Source organism: Tropicimonas isoalkanivorans, assembly GCF_900112335.1.
Lineage (GTDB): Bacteria > Pseudomonadota > Alphaproteobacteria > Rhodobacterales > Rhodobacteraceae > Tropicimonas > Tropicimonas isoalkanivorans.
The window spans coordinates 37,039-55,477 of sequence record NZ_FOLG01000021.1; the positions used below are offsets into that span (position 1 = coordinate 37,039).

Here is an 18,439-nt window from a genome sequence, read left to right on the forward strand (position 1 = left end):
GCCTCAGGATTCCCTTCGCGAACCCATGCTGTTAGCCGCATTCCATGAGCAACCCATCTCCCGCCCGCTATCGTACGACCAACTGGTCCAGCTACAACGCATCGCTGCGCAAGCGGGGGTCCCTGCTGATCTGGGTCGACGAAGACATCACTTGGCGCGCGCCCTCACCGCCGCCCTCCTAGCCGGCACGATATCATTTCTGTCCCCCTGCGTGCTACCTCTTGTGCCAGGTTATGTCTCCTACGTAACCGGGCGCACAGCCGCTGAGGGCGGGGTGGTCGGCGCTTCGCCGTCGCGCGCGGTCTGGCTAAGCCTGTGTTTTGTCCTCGGCTTCTCCACCATCTTCATGGGACTTGGCGCATCCGCGACTGCAATGGGTCAGGCCCTGCTTCGGTGGCGGTATGAACTCAACCTCGTTGGGGGCGGCATCATCATTTTCTTCGGGCTCTTCATGATAGGAGCCGCGCGTGTTTCGGTCATGGAACGCGACTTCCGATTCAATCTCAACATCCCCGGGGGCCAACCCGCTGCGTCCTATGTCCTCGGTCTTGCCTTCGGTTTCGGCTGGACTCCGTGCATCGGCCCGATCCTCGGCGCGATCCTGACAGCCAGTGCGGCGAGTGCCACGATGGGCGAAGGTATCATGCTGCTTGCCGTCTATTCCGCCGGCCTTGGAATACCGTTTCTGATCGTGGCCGGATTCACCGACCAGATCGCGGGACGGTTGCGGGCCATCGGCCGGGTTGGCCGCCGCCTCCACCAGCTTGCGGGCATAGTGATGATCTTGATGGGGCTGGCGATGATGACAGGGCAGTTGAGCGCGCTGTCATACTGGATGCTCGACGTATTTCCGGTTCTGGGACGGATCGGATAGCTCCATTAGTAGCAGCGTCTATTGATAACAGAAAATTTTCTTGAACCTCTAGTAGCTTTAGGAGTTAAGCCACCGACAAAGAACGGCACCATGGAGCAAGTTGCCAATAACGCCTCACTCCTTCCCGGGCGAACAACACTGCGTTCGGGGTAAGGTTCGGTTTGCCGTCCAATGCGTGAACGGAGCAATCTATATGCTGACAAGACGACATTTCATCCAGACGACCACCGCGCTGTTTTCGGCATCGATATCCAGCCCGCTCCTTGCAGACACGTGGCCTACCGATGCGCAGAAGGCAGCTTGGGACGCACAGGTTACACCTCCCGGCTACGACCCGGCCACGTCCAACCCTTGGGGCCTTCACCCTCGCTTCCTGCCACAGCGGGTCCTCGCGAAGGACGGACTTGTACCCGGTGATATCCATGTCGATGCTGTTGCGCGCTATCTCTACCACATCGAAGAAGGCGGCACGGCGATGCGCTATGGCGTGGCGATCGCGCGCGGTAAACTTTACGAACCGGGCACCTATACGATCAAGCGCAAGGTCAGGTGGCCGCATTGGCAGCCGACACAAAACATGATCGACCGCGACCCAGAGCTCTACGCCGATATCGCTGACGGTATGGAACCCGGACCTGAAAACGCGCTCGGATCGCGAGCCCTCTATCTCTTCGTCGGCGACCGAGACACCTATCTAAGGATTCACGGGACACCGTATCCAAGAAGCATTGGCGGCCGTGCGAGTTCCGGCTGCGTCCGAATGGTCATGGCACACATCAATGATCTCTATCCCAACGTCGAGATTGGCTCGACGGCATTCCTGTACTCGGCGGAAGACAGCGTCACCCCGAGAAGTTGACTGGCGCATCATGTGTTACGCGTGGGCTTGACGCATCTATGGGCTGATCAGGACTGGCGCGAAGTGCAGATGGGGTTGCCACCTGCCGAGCGTAGCGGAACCAAGGTGTTTTCCACCGGACCGCTGTGTTCATACCAATAACAGCCATCCTCGGGACGAAGCCGCGCCGTGGTGAGATCCTGACCAGGCGCAGCAAGGGCAATGACGGCCTCGGGAACACTTCCCACTTCGTTGCGAGCGCCGCCGTCGTCCAGCGTTGGCACCGCGCAGCCAGCAAGCACCAATGTCGCTGCGATAATCGGCGCGTTTCGTTTCTGCATGTCTACCTCACTCATTCTGATCGCTTCGTACCGGCAAGCGTTGCTCCAACCGCGTCGTTTCAAGGGGGCGGCTAGCTTCAAGCCTCCGCAGGGCGCCTTTCTTGCTGGACGAATATCCACTTGTTGCCCTTGAAGCTCTAGTTACTGTAGGGGCTATGTCAATGTGGAATCAATGAATCCTGAGGTCAATCCATGTCTTCCGACGGCAACCGCAACGATCACGGCCATCCGGGTGATCAAGAGCATTCTGACCCAAGAGGCAACTCCTGTTGCGACGCCAGCAAGGACGTCGCGTCCACGGCGCCAGCGCCGTCTGGCGGAAGGAGCTTTCAGGTCTCCGGGCTCGATTGCGCCGAAGAGGTGGCGATCCTGAACCGGGTTGTCGGGCCGAAAGTGGGCGGAACCGAACACCTGGCATTCGACGTGATCAACGGGCGAATGACCATCCTCGATAGCGCCGAGAGGATACCAGACGACGAAGTCACGCAGTTGGTCGCAACGACCGGCATGAGCGCCAAGCCATGGGATGCCGACAACGCAGCAGAGGACCAGGCGGCGCATCTGGCACGTCAGAAGCGCTTTACCTCGTTGAGCGGCGGCTTCTGGGCGGCGGGATTCCTTTTTCACATTGTCGAGACCGGCATGGGCGGCGCGCTCGGGCTCTTTGCGGGCCATGGCGAGGTGCCTATGCCTATGGTGGAAGCAGGGATCTTCGCCGTCGCGATTCTTTTTGGCGTCTGGCTTGTCGCGCCCAAGGCCTGGTCTTCGGCGCGGAGGCTTAGCCCCGACATGAACCTGCTCATGGTGGTGGCCGTCGCGGGCGCCATCGGCCTCGGCGAGTTTTTTGAGGCCGCGACGGTCGCCTTCTTCTTCTCGCTTTCGCTTTATCTTGAGAGCTGGAGCGTGGGGCGGGCGCGTAATGCGGTTTCCGCGCTCCTCGATCTGGCGCCGCCAACGGCGCGGGTTCTTTACGACGACGGATCTGAATCCGACGTTCCGGCCGCGGCCGTGGCAGTCAATGCAAGGTTTATCGTGCGCGGCGGCGACCGGATCCCCCTCGACGGTGAGGTCGTGGACGGGGCAGGGGCCGTCGATCAGGCCCCAATTACTGGGGAAAGCGCGCTAGTGCCCAAGGAACCAGGCGACGAGGTCTATGCCGGCACGATCAACGGCGAGGGCACACTGACGGTGCGGGCGACGAAGGCCGCCTCGGACACGGTGCTCGCGAAAATCATTCGCATGGTGGGCGATGCCCATGCCCGCCGCGCGCCGGTCGAACAGTGGGTGGCCAAGTTCGCGCGCATCTACACACCCATCGTGATGGCTTTGGCGATCGCCATCGCGCTGGTGCCGCCACTGCTGCTCGGCGGCGCCTGGGACTACTGGTTCTACAATGCTCTGGTCCTTCTGGTCATCGCATGTCCTTGCGCGCTGGTCATTTCTACGCCGGTCTCCATCGTGGCAGCGCTGACCGCGTCGGCACGGGCGGGGGTGCTCATCAAGGGCGGCGCCTATGTCGAGGCGCCGGGGCGGACCACGGCACTGGCGATGGACAAGACCGGGACGATCACCATGGGCGAGCCTGAGGTGGCGGCGGTTCACCCACTGGTCGGCGTTTCCGCACGCGATCTCATGGCGCTGGCAGCAAGCCTGGAGGCGCGGTCTTCACACCCGCTGGCACGCGCCATCCTCTCGCGCGCCGAAGCCGATGGTGTTTCCGTGTCTGCCGCAGAGGACACCCGTACCGTGCCCGGGCGCGGTCTGGAAGGACGCGCCGACGGGCGCGCTATCTGGCTCGGCTCGGATCGCTTCGCCGAAGAGAAGGGGTTCGGCAATGCCATTCCGGCGGATCTGCGGGATCGGATCGAAGGGGCAGGGAGCACCCTCGTTGCCGTGGGTGACGAGACCGGCGTGACCGGCGTACTGGAGCTTCGCGACCGCATCCGCCCAGATGCAAAGGGGATCGTTGCGCGTCTGCATGCGCAGGGTGTGAAGACCATCGTGATGTTGACGGGCGACAACGAACGCACCGCGCGCGCGGTGGCAGCCGAAGTCGGCATCGACGAGGTGCGCGCCGAACTTTTGCCAGAAGACAAGGTGACGGCCATTGAGGAACTCGTCGAAAGCCACGACATGGTGGCGATGATCGGCGACGGTGTGAATGACGCACCGGCCATGGCGCGGGCGCATTATGCCATCGCCATGGGCGCTGTCGGATCGGATGCCGCGATCGAGACGGCCGACATCGCGCTGATGACCGACGACATCGGCAAGGTACCCTGGCTTATCGGCCATTCGCGCCGTGCCATGACGATCATCCACCAGAATATCGGCATATCGCTGGCGACCAAGGCGCTGTTCGTCGGGCTGACCGCGTTCGGTATGGCCTCAATGTGGGGCGCCATTGCTGCGGATGTAGGCGTGTCTCTGCTGGTGGTCGCCAACGCACTTCGGCTCCTGAACGGCCATCAGGTTGAGGCCGGGCCTTCAGGCGGAGAACCGGTGGGCGAGCAGATGGCGAAAGGAGCACTGGCGCACGGTCATTGATCCGGCGGTTTCGGTAGCTCGATATCGCTTTTGCGGTCCAGCCACGCCAGCGCCCCGACAGAGAATTCCGAACCCCGGTAGGGTTCCGTCCAGGCGGTCTCGATGTCGTCCCAGGGCAGAGGCTCGAGATTTCCAAGAAAGAGCGTCAGACGGTAGGCCGCTGCCTCGGGAAGCCAAGGCGCCTCCTTGGCCGGCGTCGCGGCGACAGGTCCGGACAGGAGGAGCGCACTTGCGAGTGTGGCGAGCAGCACTCTCATAATATTTCGCATCACCACGGCCTCCAAAGTAAAAAGTTAGACATGGCTAACTTATCTACCCGAAGCAAACAAGTTGTCAATCCCGCTGTTTCGCTGCAAAGTCCCGAGTATGACAAAGCTACAATCACAAGGGCGTGAGCCATTCGAAGCGGTCGACCGGGCTCCCGAGGCGCAGGCCGATGGCTTTGCGACCGTGCGTCAGGCACATGAAAGCGAGATGGCGGAGGATTACGTCGAACTGATCGCGGAACTGATCGAGACGCGCGGGGAGGCCAGACCGGTCGAGATCGCCGAGCGGCTTGGCGTGAAGCCGCCGACCGTGACCAAGAACATCTCGCGGCTCAAGGCTGCTGGTCTGGTCCGGCGGGAGCCATACCGCGCGATATTCCTCACCGATGCCGGGCAGGACCTCGCGGAGATCTGTCGACGCCGCCACAGGGTCGTCGTCGCCTTTCTTCTGAGCCTGGGAATCGACGAAGAGACCGCGGAACGCGATGCGGAAGGGATCGAGCATCACGTCAGCGGGACGACATTGGAGGCGTTCGAGCGACGGCTCAATCAGAAATGAGCTCGCCTAGATGCACATTCGCGCGATTCTCTATCGGGACCTCGAGCTATCAGGTCTTCAAGCCGCTGACACGTTTGCGCAATTTCGAAGCTCGCTAGCCGAGAACCCGCGACAGCACGATGGTTGCAAACAGGGCGACAAGTCCGAAGGCGATCGCAGACGCTACCGCATATTGGAGGATATCCAGGTGATTCCCCCTCCTCCGTCGTGCCAGATAGCCACCCCAGATCGCGCCTCCGATAGCGCTCACGATCACAAGCATCAGGATACCTCCGTTCCAAAATGCCGCGCATCGGGATCTCGTCCGAGCAAACTGGCCAGCCAGCCGAAGACCCAGCACCCAAAAACAAGAACCAACAAGGTCCAGTCGCCGAACCGCGCATAGGGCGTTGGAGTACGCGCGCCCGGCAGGCCGGCATCAATGGTGCCTGTTTCCCCGGTATCAAGACGCGCGACGACATTTCCATTGGCGTCGATGATCGCGGATATCCCAGTGTTGGCCGCCCGGACCACGGGAAGTCCCTCCTCGACCGCGCGCATCCGCGCGGAGGCGAGGTGCTGCTCGGGTCCGATGCTGGTTCCGAACCAGGCATCATTTGTGGCGTTGAATATCCAGTCGGGGCGGAAAAGGTCATCGACCACGTGGCCCGGAAAGATGATCTCGTAACAGATCGCCACCGCGACCAGAGGCGCGCCAGGGATCGCCAGCGTGCGCGGCCCTGGTCCCGGCGTGAAATCGCCCAACCCTTCGGTCAGCCGCTCGATGGGCAGCCAGCCTTTCAGGGGCACATATTCCCCGAACGGAACAAGATGATGTTTTGCATACCCCGTCAGAACCTCGCCGCTGCCGTCATAGGCCTGAACCGTGTTGAAATATCTGGTTCCCCCATCGCCCTCCACTCGGTCAGGCGCACCTGTCAGTAGGATCCTGCCGTCTGGCAAAGCTGCAGATATCCGCGCGCGTGCCGCAGCATCTTCGTCCAGAAAGCCGGGGAAGGCCGTTTCCGGCCAAAGCAGCAAATCGAAACGTCCGGGTTGCGCGGACAAGCCCAGGTATTTTTCCAAGGTTCGCTGGCGGCTGCCCGGTACCCACTTCTCGACTTGTGGCACATTGCCTTGGACGATGCGCAAAGCAACGTCTGTCGGCGGCACGTCCTGCCCTGACCGAAGCGCACCGCCAACCCAGAAACCCGCCACAGCAACGGCGAAGAGCACGAGAACAGGCGCGCGTCTCTTTGGCGCCGCCACAGTCAACACACCTGGCAATATGCCGATGAAGACCGTGAGAAAGCCCAAACCGTAGCTTCCGACCCAGGCGGCGGGTTGGCGCAGGGCGGCATAGTCGACAAGGGCATAAGCGGCAAGGTTCCAGGGAAACCCTGTCAGGACATGACCCCGCAGCCATTCCGTGGCCACCCAGCAGGTTGCAAACAGCAGGCCCGCCGCAATGCCGCCGACAGCTCGGCGCTGCATGATGGCGGCAAAAAGCATCGCCGCCATGCCCGGGAAGATGGCAAGTCCGGCGGACAGACCCGCGACCGCCGGAATCGCCAGTGCGCCGAAACGTTCGGCATCGACGTAAAAGCTCTCGGCGATCCAGGAAATTCCAATCCCGAATTGGCCCAGTCCGAAAGCCCAACCGACAAGGAAAGCGCGCGAGGTTGAGATGTTCCGGAGAACGATAAAGAGCACGGAGAAGGCGACAGGGACCGCGATGAGCCAAGAAAACGGCGGAAGAGTCAAAACCGTCAATCCGCCGGCAGCAAGGGCAAGACCCATGCGCTGGAACAGGTTCAGGTCCTCACTAACGAACTGCGGCAATCCCGGCTTCATGAATCGGTCTGAAGTCGAGCGCCAACCCACGGCGCAATGAGCAGCAGCATCACGCCGCCAACCACAAAAACATCGGCCATGTTGAAGGCAGGCCAGTGCGCCGTCCCGATGTAGAAATCGAGGAAATCCGTCACCGCACGATAGCGCAGGCGGTCCAGAATATTGCCGAGTGCACCGCCGATGATCGCACCATAGGCAATGGCCTCGACCCGGCTGCTGGTACGGACCAGCATGAACGCCAGCCAGACGCAGATGCCAAGCGCCAGTAAGACAAGGCTCCACCACGGCGCGCCGCCGAGAAGCCCGAAGGTCACTCCGTCATTGCGCAGGTAGATGAGATTGAAGCCGGGAAAGACCGATACGCCGGAACTAAGAACAGTCGCATTGGACACAACGATTGCCTTCGTTGCCTGATCGACAAGAAAGGCGATCAGCGCAGCAAGCAGACCGACGAAGAGGCAAGTTCTCATCAGCTTATCCCAGCCAGACGTCGAGGAACAACATGATCACAAGACCAACGGCGAGGCCGAGCGTCGCCCTGTTCTGATGGCCGGATCGGTGGGTTTCCGGAATGATCTCGTGGCTGATGACGTAGAGCATCGCACCTGCTGCGAAGGCGAGACCCCAGGGCAGCAGCGGTTGCGAAAGACTGATAATCCCTGCGCCGAGAAGTCCACCGACGGGCTCGACGAGACCGGTCAGAGCGGCGATGCCCCAGGCGCGAAGCCTGGAATAGCCCTCGCCGAGCAACGAAACCGCCACCGCCAGACCTTCGGGGGCATTCTGTAATCCAATACCGATCGCAAGTGGCAACCCGCCCGACAAACCGTCAGCCCCGAACCCGACGCCGACGGCAAGCCCTTCGGGAAAATTGTGGATAGTGATCGCGATGATGAAAAGCCAGACGCGCCGCAGCGATGCGGCGTCGGGACCTTCCCGCCCCGTCTTGAAATGTTCATGCGGTAGCCGTTCGTTCATCAGAGCGACCGCGCCCATGCCAAGCAGGATCGCAACACATACGATGGCCGCCGGGAGAGCACCGTTGTCGAACTGTCCTTCAGCTGCGTCGAGAGCCGGGATGATCAGCGAGAAGAACGAAGCCGCGAGCATGACACCCGCCGCGAAGCCAAGCAGCAGATCGCGCGTGGCCCGGGACGGGATGCGCCCAAAAAGAACGGGGACCGCCCCGACCGCGGTCAGCGATCCGGCGGCCAGGCTTCCAAGAAAGCCAAGCGCTATGGGGGAGAGGGGTTCCAATTGTTAAGGTTCTGCCGCGAGTTCAGTCAGGAGCCGAGTAGCTGGTGTAGACCTCGGTCGATCCGTCTTCGTGGATCAGGAAGACATCGTAAGCCTCCCGGTCGTCCTCCGGTCCCATGCCGGGCGACCCGTAGGGCATTCCCGGCACCGCCAGGCCTACCGCGTCTGGCCGGTCCTCCAGCAGGCGTTGGATGTCAGCCGCCGGCACGTGGCCCTCGATCACATAGCCGTCGACCAAAGCCGTATGGCAGGAGACCATGCGCTGCGGCACGCCATTGTCGAGTTTGAAGCGCACAAGAGATCCTCCGAACATGTCCTCGCCCATCGGCGCGAAGCCATTCTCCTCGAGGTGCTTCATCCAGGACAGGCAACAGCCGCAGCCGTTTGTCTTCCGGACGTCGATCTGAATCGCCTCTGCGACGGCCTGCGCCGCAGGAAGCAAGGCAAATGCGATGGCAAGGGCGGGAGTAAATCGTTTCATGGATCAAAGCCTTTCGGTTGTCGTCTGTGCAAATTCGCTGGCGAGCCTCTCAGCAAGAAGTGAACGCGCCTCACGCAGTCGCTCAAGCGCGGCCGTGTCGTCCGCTTCACGCTCGGCCGCCTCTGCCAATCGGTCGTCAGAGAGAGGGTCGGTTGGGCGACCGTCCACCAGCACTTCGTAATGTAGGTTGGGGCCTGTCGCGGTACCCGTCGCACCGACCCGCCCGATCATATCTCCGGCCATCACGCGTTGCCCTTGTGTGAGCCCGTCCGGTACGGCGCTCAGATGCGCATAGCGCGTCAGGGTGTCGGAGCCATGAGCGATCTCGACGACCCGGCCATACCCACCGCGTCGGCCGATGAAGCTAACGCGGCCCGGCGCCGTCGCCTGTACCGGCGTGCCGCGCGCCGCCGCGAAGTCGACTCCTGTGTGCATCCGTACATTGCCGTAGACCGGATGGGTGCGGCGCCCGAACACAGAACTCAGCCGTGCACCTTCGACCGGTTGCGCAAACACGCGCAGGACTTCTCCGTCGACATAGATCGTCGCTTGGCCGCTGCCGTCGTTCGGCCAGACGATTTCATAGACCGAGCCATCGATATCCAGTGCGGCAAAGGCAAGCTCGGGCTGACCAATCCTCTTGTTCCCGTCTCGGGCCTCGCGCCAAAGGAGGCGCATCGTCTCGCCACCCGCAAGATCACGACGGAAATCCACGGTGCCGCCCAGCATCTGCGCCAGGTCCACCGCAAAACGGGCGGGGATGTCTGCCGTGTTCAGGGCGGCGAAAATCGAGCTCTCGATCACCGCCTCGCCGGCGAAAGTCACCAATTCGGGATCCGGGTCCAACACGCGGGCGGCAAGCTGTTCGCCGAAGACCGCCTCTATCCGGACACCGTCTTCGACGGCGAGCTCTACACGACGCGGGTTGTCGTCCGTTGTGGAAACCACCGTAATGATGTGACCCGGACGCAGACGGCGCAGATCGTATTCCGTGCCAATCGCCAAGGCGATTTCGGCGCGATCCGAAGCATCCAGCCCCGCATCGGAAAGGACCGCATCAAGCGTCTCGCCGGACGCAATCTCCCGCGACCAGGTGACCAGCGGGGGCTCGATAGATGGCAAGGAGGTATCAGCGGGGGAAACGGTCAGGAGCGGCCGGGGTCTGAACTCGAATGCGATATCCGCCTGGGCGAGTGTAGGGCGGACCGAATTGGTTTCGGTAATCCGAGGCGGCGCAAGCGGATTGGGAGTCCAGAGGGTCGCTTCAGCAATCGCAGGGGGCACCGGTTCTTTGGACAGAACGCCAGAGATGGCGATGGCGGTCACCGAAAATGCGCCTGCGACCGCAACGGCCGCCAAGACAGTTCTTATCTTCATGTTGCCCCCTCTACGTCTTCTGTCAGTGCGCGCTGGATCTTCGGCACCGCGAATTCTCTTTGCTCGTGATAGTCGATCATGGTGACGAGCTCACCCTCGGCATCGAACAGGAATACGCTTGCCGTATGGTTCATCGTATAGCCGCCGCCCTCAGTCGGGACGCGCTCAAATGAGGCACGAAACCCTTCTGCAGCGCGGGCAATTTGGTCTTCCGGCCCCGTCCAGCCACGAATGACCGGATGAAAATAGCCGACATATTCGGCCATGGCCTCGACCGTGTCCCGCTCCGGGTCGACCGTGATGAAGACCACGTTCATCTCTGATGCTTCGTCGCCCAGTTCCTCAAGCCAGCCGGAAATATCCGATAGGGTCGTCGGGCAGACGTCCGGGCAGTAGGTGAACCCGAAAAACACCATTGTGGGACGACCGATCAGGTTGCCAGGCCCTACCTCATTTTCCTCGTGGTCGGTCAGCCGGAACTCCATCGCCGATAGGGGCAGGGGCCGCTGCCCTTTTGGTTCAGGCGCACCGGGCCCGTCCACCCGCCACCAGCCCACGAAGAGCGTCAGGCCAAGAACGCCGGCACCGGCTGCGCCGTATAGAAGGAGCTGCCGACGTTGCATCAGCCCTCCGGTCCACGCGCGGCGATTCCGAGGATTGGGACCTCGACCGTCACCTTGCCGCCATCCGAGAAGGTCAGTGTCAGCGGGAAATTCTCGCCTTCGGTCATCGGCTCTTGCAGCTTCATGAGCATGGCGTGCAACCCGCCCGGCTCCAATGCCACGCTTTGGCCGGGCTCAATCGTGATCTCGCCTGCAGGCGCCATGGAACTGACGCCATCGGAGTTGGTTTTCGACTCATGGATCTCGGGCATCATTGCCAGCGGTGTCGCAAGTCCGGTCAGCGTAACGGCGTCTTCACCCGTGTTGCGCACGGTCATATAGGCGGCACCTGGCCTGTTGACGCCGATCGAGGCGCGGGACCACGCATTCTCGACCACGACATCCTCCGAACCGGCCAGTGCGGGGGCCGACAGCCCTGCAACCGTCAAAAGCACGGCCAATGCATTGGTATATCTCAACTTCTTCACCACTCGTTTCTCCTGCCTCCGCAAATCAGCTTTGGCTTGCCGCAACTTCCACTGCCACCAGCCTCCGCAATTCGGCCTCACCGAACGGATCGAGAGGCTTGCCGTTCACGAAGAACGTGGGCGTTTGGCGGACCCCGACTGTCTCGACATCGGCGCGGTCCTGGTTGAGCACCGCCACAACACCGGGGGCCAGCATCTGTGTCCGGGCAGCTTCGACATCCAGACCTCCGCTTGCTGCAATCTCAAGGATCAATCCGGGTGCCGGGGTCCCGTGAGACGCCCATCTGGGCTGCTCTCGCAAGACTGCCTCGAGCACAGGTTCAAACACGTCCTGCATGCGCGCCGCCTCGAGCACACGGATCGCTTCTACCGACGCCTCGCCGTGAAAAGGCGTATAGCGGATTACAACGCGCACCGCGTCTCCGTGCTCCGCCATGATATCCTCGACGACCGGATAGAAAGCGCGGCATGCCTCGCAGGCCGGGTCGAAGAATTCAACGATGGTTACGGGCGCATCCTCGGGCCCGAGGATCGGGGAATAGGGTCGGATCAGCGCGTCGGCCATTTCAGGGTCGATGGGATCGGACGCGGCAATCGGGTCGGGGCGGGTGGCATACCAGGCGGCACCGCCGAAACCGGCGACCCCGAGCGCGAGAACGGACAGGATGAGGCCGCGTCGTTTCATTTTTGTGTTTCCTTCAGTGAGAGAGCCGACAGCAGACCGATCATCGCGAAGGCGACGAGCGCCATCAAAGGAATCGGAATGCCGAAGACCAGTTGATTGTCGTCGGTACAGGATGGGCCGGTCGCCGTGCAGGGCTGGATACGCTCGGGGATAACGCCGACATAGAGGCCCAAGTGCCAAAGCGCGACGGCGGCACCGCCCAAAGCCAGCGCGATCCCGTAGCGACCCACGCGCCGATCCTGCCACCACAGCCCAAGCCCGAGGATGATGGCCAAGGGGAACATGAAGGCACGCTGGAACCAGCAGAGCACGCAAGGTGTCTGCCCCAGAACCTCGCCGATGAAGAGCACGGCAAGCGACGCGGTGAGCGCGATGATCCAGGCCAGGCCAAGGGCCGTCTCTCCGGAAAGTCGGGTCATGACGATCAGATCCTCTGTCTCAGATCGGCGAGGATCTCTTCGGCGGGCGTGCCGTAGGGCCAGGAGTCCGCGAAGCCTGCTTGCGTGTCGAAAAGGAAAAGATGCGACGTGTGACCCATCGTGTATCCGCCCGGCGCAGTCGCCTGCTCGATCCGCTCAAAGAATATCGGAAAGGTTTCGGATGTCGCGGCGATCTGCTCCGGTGTACCGGTCAGCCCGATGATCCCTGCGTCGAACAGGGGCACATACTCGGCAAGTGCAGTCGGCGTATCCCGCTCCGGATCAATCGTTATGAAAATCGGCTGAACCATTGCTGCCTCATCGCCCAGGCCCTCCATCACGGCCGCGACTTCGGACAGTGTTGTCGGACAGACGTCGGGGCAATTGGTGAAGCCAAAGAAGACCAGCATCCAGCGCCCTGCGAAATCTTCGTCCGTTTGGACCATGCCGCGATGATCGGTCAGTTCGAAATCAGCAAGAAACGGTGGTTCACTCTCGGTGCGGGCAAGATCGGCACGGTAGTCGGACCATAGCAACAGCCAGATGAAAACGAACGCCGCCGCGCCCGCCAACACCCACAATACCTTCTGAAGACCTGAAAGCCTCACGCCGCTCCGCCCGAACCTGATTCTATATTTTGTGTGCGTTTACATCCTCTAGCTACTGTAGGTTCAAGCGTGATTGTCATCGATCGGCCAACAATCACCGATCTGTGAAACTCGGGTGAAGCTTGTGATGCGCACCGCATAAAGCTACACCCACTGTAGGTAATGTGGGGAGCGGAAATGCTGACGATTGGGACGCTGGCGAAGAAGACCGGAACAAAGGTGCAGACCATCCGGTATTACGAGCAGATCGGACTTATGCCTGAGCCCGGCAGGACCGAGGGGGGCCAACGACGCTATGGCGACGCCGAACTCGACCGCTTGTCATTCGTCCGGCACGCACGGCAACTGGGGTTCTCGTTGGACGCGATCCGTGAGCTCCTCGATCTCAGCGATCATCCGGGAAAGTCCTGCGCTGAGGCGGATGCAATAGCCCGTCGGCAACTCAAACAGGTCGAGCAACGATTGGCGCGGCTCGAGGCGCTGCGGACGGAATTGAAGCGGATGGTGCATGAGTGCAGCGGCGGACAGACTTCTGATTGCCGTGTGCTCGAGGTACTGCGCGACCATTCCGAATGCCTGACCGACCATGAAGAGATCGGCGCCTGAGCAATTTCGACGACCTTTGATCGGAACGCAAAAAGCCCGGTGTTAGTTACTCATTGGCAATTCACTAATTTGGATACCCGGCATGGCGGAGCAGAGAAACGCAACGGAAAGACGCACACTCTGGATCGTGCTGGGTCTCAACATCGGGCTGGCAGTCGCTTTCTTCGCCTCGGGCGCATTCGGCGAGTCAAGCGCGCTTATCGCCAATGGCCTCGACAATCTGTCGGACAGTTTCGTCTACGCGATCAGCCTCTTCGCGCTGTCCCGCTCCGCCAAGTGGAAGCGCGGAGCGGCGAACGTTTCGGGCGGCCTGCTGATCCTCTTCGCCCTTGGAATCCTGTATGACGCGTGGCGCCGCTACGTCGGCGGATCGGATCCTCTTGGCACGATCATGATTGTCATGGCGCTGGTAGCGGCGGCCATCAACGCACTTTGCGTCTGGCTGCTGGCACGGCTTCGCGATCCAGACGTAAACATCCGAGCGGCGAATACGTTCAGCTGGAACGACTTCGCGGCCAATCTCGGAATCGTCGTCGCAGGCGGGCTCGTAGCCTGGCTCGGAACGAATTGGCCGGACCTTGTCGTGGGCGTGATTGTCGCCGGCATCGCGGCCTGGGGTGGCGTCGGAATCCTGAGAGACGCGCATGGTGAACACCACAAGGCGGTGCACAATGACGATCAGGTAACCAAGGACTCGGCCTGAAATCGGGGCTTGAAGCTACAGTGACTGTAGCAACTACATATTCTCGTGAACGATTCGAGGAGGTATCCCGTGAACCCCGCCGACCCTCATTTGGCCAAAACCCGGCTGCTGGATTTTGACGCGACCTCAATTGCAAAACTGATCGAGGAGCGCGGCTGGGCAGACCTTCCCAGCGACGACCGAATTGGGGCCATCTACGATTTCGTCAGGAACGAGATTACCTTCGGCTACAACCGCGCCGACGACATTCCGGCGTCCGAGGTCCTCGCAGATGGCCACGGGCAGTGCAACACCAAGGGCACGCTCCTCATGGCCCTGCTGCGTGGCGTGGGAGTTCGCTGCCGACTGCACGGGTTCACAATCCACAAGGCGCTTCAGAGAGGCGTCGTTCCGGAACTCGTCTATCCCCTCGCGCCGTCCGAAATCCTCCACTCCTGGGTAGAGGTGGACTTGGGCGACGGATGGGTCAATCACCGCCAGAACTTCGGATTTGTGCGCGACTTGCTCTATCGCCACGTCATCCGTCACTGGATGAATGCCAGGGTTCGCCGCATCCGCCGCGGAATCTTGCCGCCGGTCCCCGGATTCGATCGGCCGAACCACCGCCATGAGGAGACGAACCGTGCCGCATGATCACGGCCACGCCCACATCGATCCTCAATCCGGTGATCGTCGCGTCTCCATCGCCATCTGGGCCAACGGCCTCCTGACGGTCGCGCAGATCGTCGGCGGGATCCTTTCCGGCAGCCTCGCGCTGATCGCGGATGCCCTCCACAATTTCTCGGACATGGCGTCGCTGGTGATCGCCTTCTTCGCGCGTAAGATCGCTCGCCGCCCGGCGGACAAGCGCATGACCTTCGGCTATGGGCGGGTAGAAATCGTCGCAGCGCTCATCAACTACACGACACTTATCCTGATCGGCTTCTACCTGATCTACGAGGGTGGCATGCGCATGATCGACCCACCAGAGGTACAGGGCTGGACGGTGGTGATCCTGGGCGGTGTGGCACTGGTCGTCGACACGTTGACGGCGCTGCTCACCTATTCGATGCAGAAAGGCAGCGTGAACATCCGTGCGCTCTTCCTGCACAACCTATCGGACGCTTTGGCCTCCGTGGCGGTCATCATCGGCGGCTCGCTCATCCTCCTCTACAACATGCGGTGGGTCGACCCGGCGATCACCATCGGCATCGCTCTCTACATCCTCTACCTCGCATTTACCGAGATCGGCGGTCCGATTCGGACGCTGATGCTCGGCAGTCCACCGGACATCGATAATGAAACCGTCGTTCAGGCGATGCGGGGTGTGGATGGTGTCGCGGACGTTCATCACGTGCATCTGTGGCAGATGCAGGAGCACGAGGCGGCTCTGGACTGCCACGTCGTGCTGACAGCGGACGGCTGGGGTCAAATCGAAAAGATCAAGGCCGCGATCAAGGACCGGCTGAAGGACGATTTCAGCATCGGTCATTCGAGTCTGGAATTTGAGCACGAAGACCGCGCACACGAAAACGCTGACCTTTACGGTCACGGCAAACCGGAAAAAGAGGAGGAAAACCATGTTCACCGAGACACTGACAGCTCATGACGACACGATTGGCCTCGCCTGCGAGGGCAAGCTCAGCGAAAGCGACCTGAAACGGATGCACGCCCTGCTTCATGAGCGCCTGCAAGAGACAAGTAAGCCCGGCCTGGTTCTCGATCTCACGAGGTTCGAAGGCTACGATGGGCCGTCCGCTCTGCTCGAAGATCTGAAAATCGACACAGCCCATAGGAATGACTTCCGCCGCGTCGCTGTGGTGGGCGAAGGGGCTTTGTTGGAGTGGGGAACCAGGTTCGCCGACGTGCTGACCACGGCAGAACTCCGTTAGTTCGACCCGGCGGAAATGAAGGCGGCAATCGCCTGGGCAAGTGAAAGGTAGAGTAGCTTTCAATCAGATGCCTTCGCAGAAGACAGCATCTGTTCGAAACCATAAACAAAAGAACTACAGCAGTTGCGAGACCCAAGAGCAATCCGAAAGTTCTGAACATGGTCGCTCCTTTCGCAAAGGAGTAACTTTGGTACGGTGGCACTGCCCTTGCCGGGGCATTATCAAATCGTAATGTTTTAGCGGCTCAGGGCGCCAGTTGGTTAACATAAACTTCATTATGCGAATTTATACTTAGCGTTGCGATAGTATATTATTGTATGTATGCTGAACTCCTATCACGGAGGCTCCACAGCATGCGCCATTTACTCAAGAAGCTCCTCCCCTCGGTCGCAGTCGCTTTGACCGTGACAGGTTCTTCGCTGCCAATACCCGCCCGCGCGCAGACATACCCGATCGATTGCGCGATCCTCTTGTGCCTGTCTGGCGGCTGGCCTGCTTCCGTCCCTTGCGCCCGAGCCCGCGCCGAATTTATCCGGCGGATTACACCTTGGCCGGTCGAACCACCGCTGCAAATCTGGCGCTGTCCCATGGGCGCCTCCTACGAGAACGATCGGTTACAAAACAACGCTGGCGGCATCTTTGAAGCCTTGTACCGAACCGACAGCCGTCGACCGCTTCAATCCTTGCCAGTAGATAATCTCGTTCCCACCGACCTCGCCCTGCGGCTCGTTCAGGACCGCGCGGACATCGATATCAGCGGGCCAGAGTTCAATTTCGTGCGGTCCATCCGCGTCTTCGATGTACGGTATGCACGACAGCACGAATCCGGGCGAGATGGCGACTGCAACCGCAGCGCAGTCGTTGTCCTCGGCACCTATGGGATCCAGGGCGATTTTTCGTGGAGGTCGTCGTCACCCGCAGCGCTTCCCGCGGCGCATGCCGGTCTTGAGCGGTGGGGCGAGCACTGCCCGAACATTTATCACAGATCCGTCTTCATAGAGTGGCGTGACTATAGCGGGAATTACGGCTTCGAGCAGGTCAATTACTGACTGATGAGCTACTACGACGTCGCGCAAAGCCTTGTACGAGATCAAACCTGGAATGCACGAAAAACCACACAATTGAGGGCCATAAAGGCCATATTCTTCCATGTCAGTCGTAGCGACAATTCAGCTGCGTGAGAGACGCGAAGTCGATTTCAGCTTTATCGGCATCGCAAAGATCCGGGTAAATCCTTGAGACGCGCTGTGGGCCATGCATGTCCCACCGGATTGCCAGAGCACCTGTGTTCCAGCGATATACCCAGCCGACAATGGTTTCTTCATCGGCTGCAATCAAATTGGCGATCGCGACGCCTTCGACCTCATTTTCGTTCACTGTTTACTGACTTCCTGCAATTTGGCGTTGCGGATAGCAGCTCAGATCCAAAGCGTTTGCTGCAACCGTGTGCCGGGCCTCGTTAAAATCGGTTACTGTTCGTCCTCGCGGTAACGAATTCACACCGGGAGAAGTCAGCTCCCGTGTTCTCGATTGATGAAATCGCTTAAATCCTGTGGTCGGGCTCCGTGGCGGCTTCAACGATCGCCAGAACCTCGGAGGGGTCAAAGCCGATGGCGCGGGCGAGGACGACCAGTTCGACGACGTCGACCCGGCGTTGGCCGCTTTCAATGCGCGCCACGAGGGATTGATGGCACTTGAGCTTGACCGCCAAGTCCTCCTGACCGAGGCCCGCCTTGATGCGGGCGTCGACCAATGCCTGGCAAAGTGCCACCTGTCCTGTGCTTCTGATTGTCTTTGCCACGCGTCACATACCTTTTGTGACGTCGCTAGCGGATGAAATCTGTTATCTAAAAAGTAGATATATGAGGGTGTTATCGGCGTCTGGTTTCCATGGGCTGCAAGTCTGATGCTCCCGAGGTTGCCCATCAATCCCCTACCAATTGTAGAAATCGGCCATAGTCCTCGCTGACTTCCCGCGCTTCTTCGAACGCGCGGGCGCGTTCGCTGTCGAGGCAACGGAAATAGCTCTGGATATCCTGGATGTAATTTTCGAAATCGCTGCGGATGATAGCCGCATAGTCCCG

General features: G+C 60.8%; 24 protein-coding genes and 1 pseudogene. 11 read left to right on the top strand and 14 right to left on the bottom strand.

What is annotated here, in order from left to right:
• Positions 1–44: 44 nt before the first annotated feature.
• The 3 genes and pseudogenes from BM075_RS24250 to BM075_RS21980 form a co-directional block, all read left to right on the top strand.
• Positions 45–164, top strand: a pseudogene (locus tag BM075_RS24250) (IS5/IS1182 family transposase); the annotation flags it as partial.
• Positions 152–874 (top strand): cytochrome c biogenesis CcdA family protein, encoded by a 723-nt coding sequence (locus tag BM075_RS21975; RefSeq protein WP_007803446.1) that lies wholly within the window; start codon positions 152–154, stop codon positions 872–874. The pseudogene BM075_RS24250 and the gene BM075_RS21975, both read left to right, overlap by 13 nt.
• A gap of 193 nt (positions 875–1,067) precedes the next feature.
• Entirely contained in the window at positions 1,068–1,733 is a 666-nt protein-coding gene (locus BM075_RS21980; RefSeq protein ID WP_007803448.1) for a L,D-transpeptidase, read from the top strand.
• Between the two features lie 47 nt (positions 1,734–1,780).
• Here the strand turns inward: BM075_RS21980 and BM075_RS21985 are convergent, their stop codons facing one another.
• Positions 1,781–2,068, bottom strand: coding sequence for a hypothetical protein (locus BM075_RS21985; protein WP_369817429.1), 288 nt, complete (start codon positions 2,066–2,068; stop codon positions 1,781–1,783).
• 177 nt (positions 2,069–2,245) lie between these two features.
• On the opposite strand from BM075_RS21985, the gene BM075_RS21990 reads away from it, so the two are divergent.
• Positions 2,246–4,600: a heavy metal translocating P-type ATPase gene (locus BM075_RS21990; RefSeq protein WP_207287124.1), complete on the top strand. Its 2,355-nt coding sequence runs from the start codon at positions 2,246–2,248 to the stop codon at positions 4,598–4,600.
• Here the strand turns inward: BM075_RS21990 and BM075_RS21995 are convergent.
• Complete coding sequence (locus tag BM075_RS21995) at positions 4,594–4,869, bottom strand: hypothetical protein (RefSeq protein ID WP_012187175.1); 276 nt, start codon at positions 4,867–4,869, stop codon at positions 4,594–4,596. The two genes, BM075_RS21990 and BM075_RS21995, sit on opposite strands and share 7 nt — an antisense overlap.
• A 97-nt stretch (positions 4,870–4,966) precedes the next feature.
• Here BM075_RS21995 and mntR point away from each other — a divergent pair, with 97 nt between their 5' ends.
• Positions 4,967–5,425 carry a manganese-binding transcriptional regulator MntR gene (gene mntR / locus BM075_RS22000; protein ID WP_008327326.1) on the top strand — a complete coding sequence of 153 codons (459 nt, stop codon included), beginning with the start codon at positions 4,967–4,969 and terminating at the stop codon, positions 5,423–5,425.
• 261 nt (positions 5,426–5,686) lie between these two features.
• Here mntR and lnt read toward each other — a convergent pair whose 3' ends face one another.
• Genes lnt through BM075_RS22055 form a run of 10 tightly spaced genes read right to left on the bottom strand, consistent with a single transcriptional unit; the run spans position 5,687 to position 13,139 of the window.
• Positions 5,687–7,258, bottom strand: coding sequence for an apolipoprotein N-acyltransferase (lnt, locus tag BM075_RS22010; protein WP_009807490.1), 1,572 nt, complete (start codon positions 7,256–7,258; stop codon positions 5,687–5,689).
• Entirely contained in the window at positions 7,255–7,728 is a 474-nt protein-coding gene (gene lspA / locus BM075_RS22015; RefSeq protein WP_007803461.1) for a signal peptidase II, read from the bottom strand. The genes lnt and lspA overlap by 4 nt, the downstream gene beginning before the upstream one ends.
• Before the next feature lie 4 nt (positions 7,729–7,732).
• Positions 7,733–8,515 (bottom strand): ZIP family metal transporter, encoded by a 783-nt coding sequence (locus tag BM075_RS22020; protein ID WP_054540603.1) that lies wholly within the window; start codon positions 8,513–8,515, stop codon positions 7,733–7,735.
• Between the two features lie 22 nt (positions 8,516–8,537).
• Positions 8,538–8,996, bottom strand: coding sequence for a DUF411 domain-containing protein (locus BM075_RS22025; protein WP_007803465.1), 459 nt, complete (start codon positions 8,994–8,996; stop codon positions 8,538–8,540).
• A gap of 3 nt (positions 8,997–8,999) precedes the next feature.
• Positions 9,000–10,373, bottom strand: a complete 1,374-nt coding sequence (locus tag BM075_RS22030) for a M23 family metallopeptidase (RefSeq protein ID WP_007803467.1) — start codon at positions 10,371–10,373, stop codon at positions 9,000–9,002.
• A complete protein-coding gene (locus tag BM075_RS22035; RefSeq protein ID WP_007803468.1) occupies positions 10,370–10,996 on the bottom strand; it encodes an SCO family protein in 627 nt (208 codons plus the stop codon). Before BM075_RS22035 ends, BM075_RS22030 begins: the two co-directional genes overlap by 4 nt.
• Positions 10,996–11,466 (bottom strand): copper chaperone PCu(A)C, encoded by a 471-nt coding sequence (locus BM075_RS22040; protein ID WP_008327335.1) that lies wholly within the window; start codon positions 11,464–11,466, stop codon positions 10,996–10,998. Before BM075_RS22040 ends, BM075_RS22035 begins: the two co-directional genes overlap by 1 nt.
• Positions 11,467–11,488: 22 nt before the next feature.
• Positions 11,489–12,148: a DsbA family protein gene (locus BM075_RS22045; RefSeq protein WP_054540605.1), complete on the bottom strand. Its 660-nt coding sequence runs from the start codon at positions 12,146–12,148 to the stop codon at positions 11,489–11,491.
• The gene (locus BM075_RS22050) at positions 12,145–12,567 is read right to left on the bottom strand and encodes a disulfide bond formation protein B (protein ID WP_007803474.1); all 423 of its coding nucleotides are present in this window, start codon (positions 12,565–12,567) and stop codon (positions 12,145–12,147) included. Before BM075_RS22050 ends, BM075_RS22045 begins: the two co-directional genes overlap by 4 nt.
• A gap of 5 nt (positions 12,568–12,572) precedes the next feature.
• Complete coding sequence (locus BM075_RS22055) at positions 12,573–13,139, bottom strand: SCO family protein (protein ID WP_007803475.1); 567 nt, start codon at positions 13,137–13,139, stop codon at positions 12,573–12,575.
• Positions 13,140–13,352: 213 nt separating this feature from the next.
• Here BM075_RS22055 and BM075_RS22060 point away from each other — a divergent pair, with 213 nt between their 5' ends.
• The 6 genes from BM075_RS22060 (at position 13,353) to BM075_RS22085 (ending at position 17,404) form a co-directional block, all read left to right on the top strand.
• Positions 13,353–13,781: a MerR family transcriptional regulator gene (locus BM075_RS22060; RefSeq protein ID WP_007803476.1), complete on the top strand. Its 429-nt coding sequence runs from the start codon at positions 13,353–13,355 to the stop codon at positions 13,779–13,781.
• 82 nt (positions 13,782–13,863) lie between these two features.
• A complete protein-coding gene (locus BM075_RS22065) occupies positions 13,864–14,484 on the top strand; it encodes a cation efflux transmembrane domain-containing protein (protein ID WP_008327361.1) in 621 nt (206 codons plus the stop codon).
• Positions 14,485–14,553: 69 nt separating this feature from the next.
• Positions 14,554–15,117 (top strand): transglutaminase-like domain-containing protein, encoded by a 564-nt coding sequence (locus BM075_RS22070; RefSeq protein WP_007803479.1) that lies wholly within the window; start codon positions 14,554–14,556, stop codon positions 15,115–15,117.
• Positions 15,107–16,072 (top strand): cation diffusion facilitator family transporter, encoded by a 966-nt coding sequence (locus tag BM075_RS22075; protein ID WP_007803480.1) that lies wholly within the window; start codon positions 15,107–15,109, stop codon positions 16,070–16,072. Before BM075_RS22070 ends, BM075_RS22075 begins: the two co-directional genes overlap by 11 nt.
• Positions 16,044–16,355: a SpoIIAA family protein gene (locus BM075_RS22080; protein WP_007803481.1), complete on the top strand. Its 312-nt coding sequence runs from the start codon at positions 16,044–16,046 to the stop codon at positions 16,353–16,355. The genes BM075_RS22075 and BM075_RS22080 overlap by 29 nt, the downstream gene beginning before the upstream one ends.
• 353 nt (positions 16,356–16,708) lie before the next feature.
• The gene (locus BM075_RS22085) at positions 16,709–17,404 is read left to right on the top strand and encodes a hypothetical protein (protein ID WP_245758949.1); all 696 of its coding nucleotides are present in this window, start codon (positions 16,709–16,711) and stop codon (positions 17,402–17,404) included.
• A gap of 103 nt (positions 17,405–17,507) precedes the next feature.
• On the opposite strand, the gene BM075_RS22090 is transcribed toward BM075_RS22085, so the two are convergent.
• On the bottom strand, positions 17,508–17,732 hold the full coding sequence (locus BM075_RS22090; RefSeq protein ID WP_054540607.1) for a hypothetical protein: 225 nt from the start codon (positions 17,730–17,732) through the stop codon (positions 17,508–17,510).
• Between the two features lie 166 nt (positions 17,733–17,898).
• Complete coding sequence (locus BM075_RS22095) at positions 17,899–18,156, bottom strand: helix-turn-helix domain-containing protein (protein ID WP_054540608.1); 258 nt, start codon at positions 18,154–18,156, stop codon at positions 17,899–17,901.
• Positions 18,157–18,439: the final 283 nt, after the last annotated feature.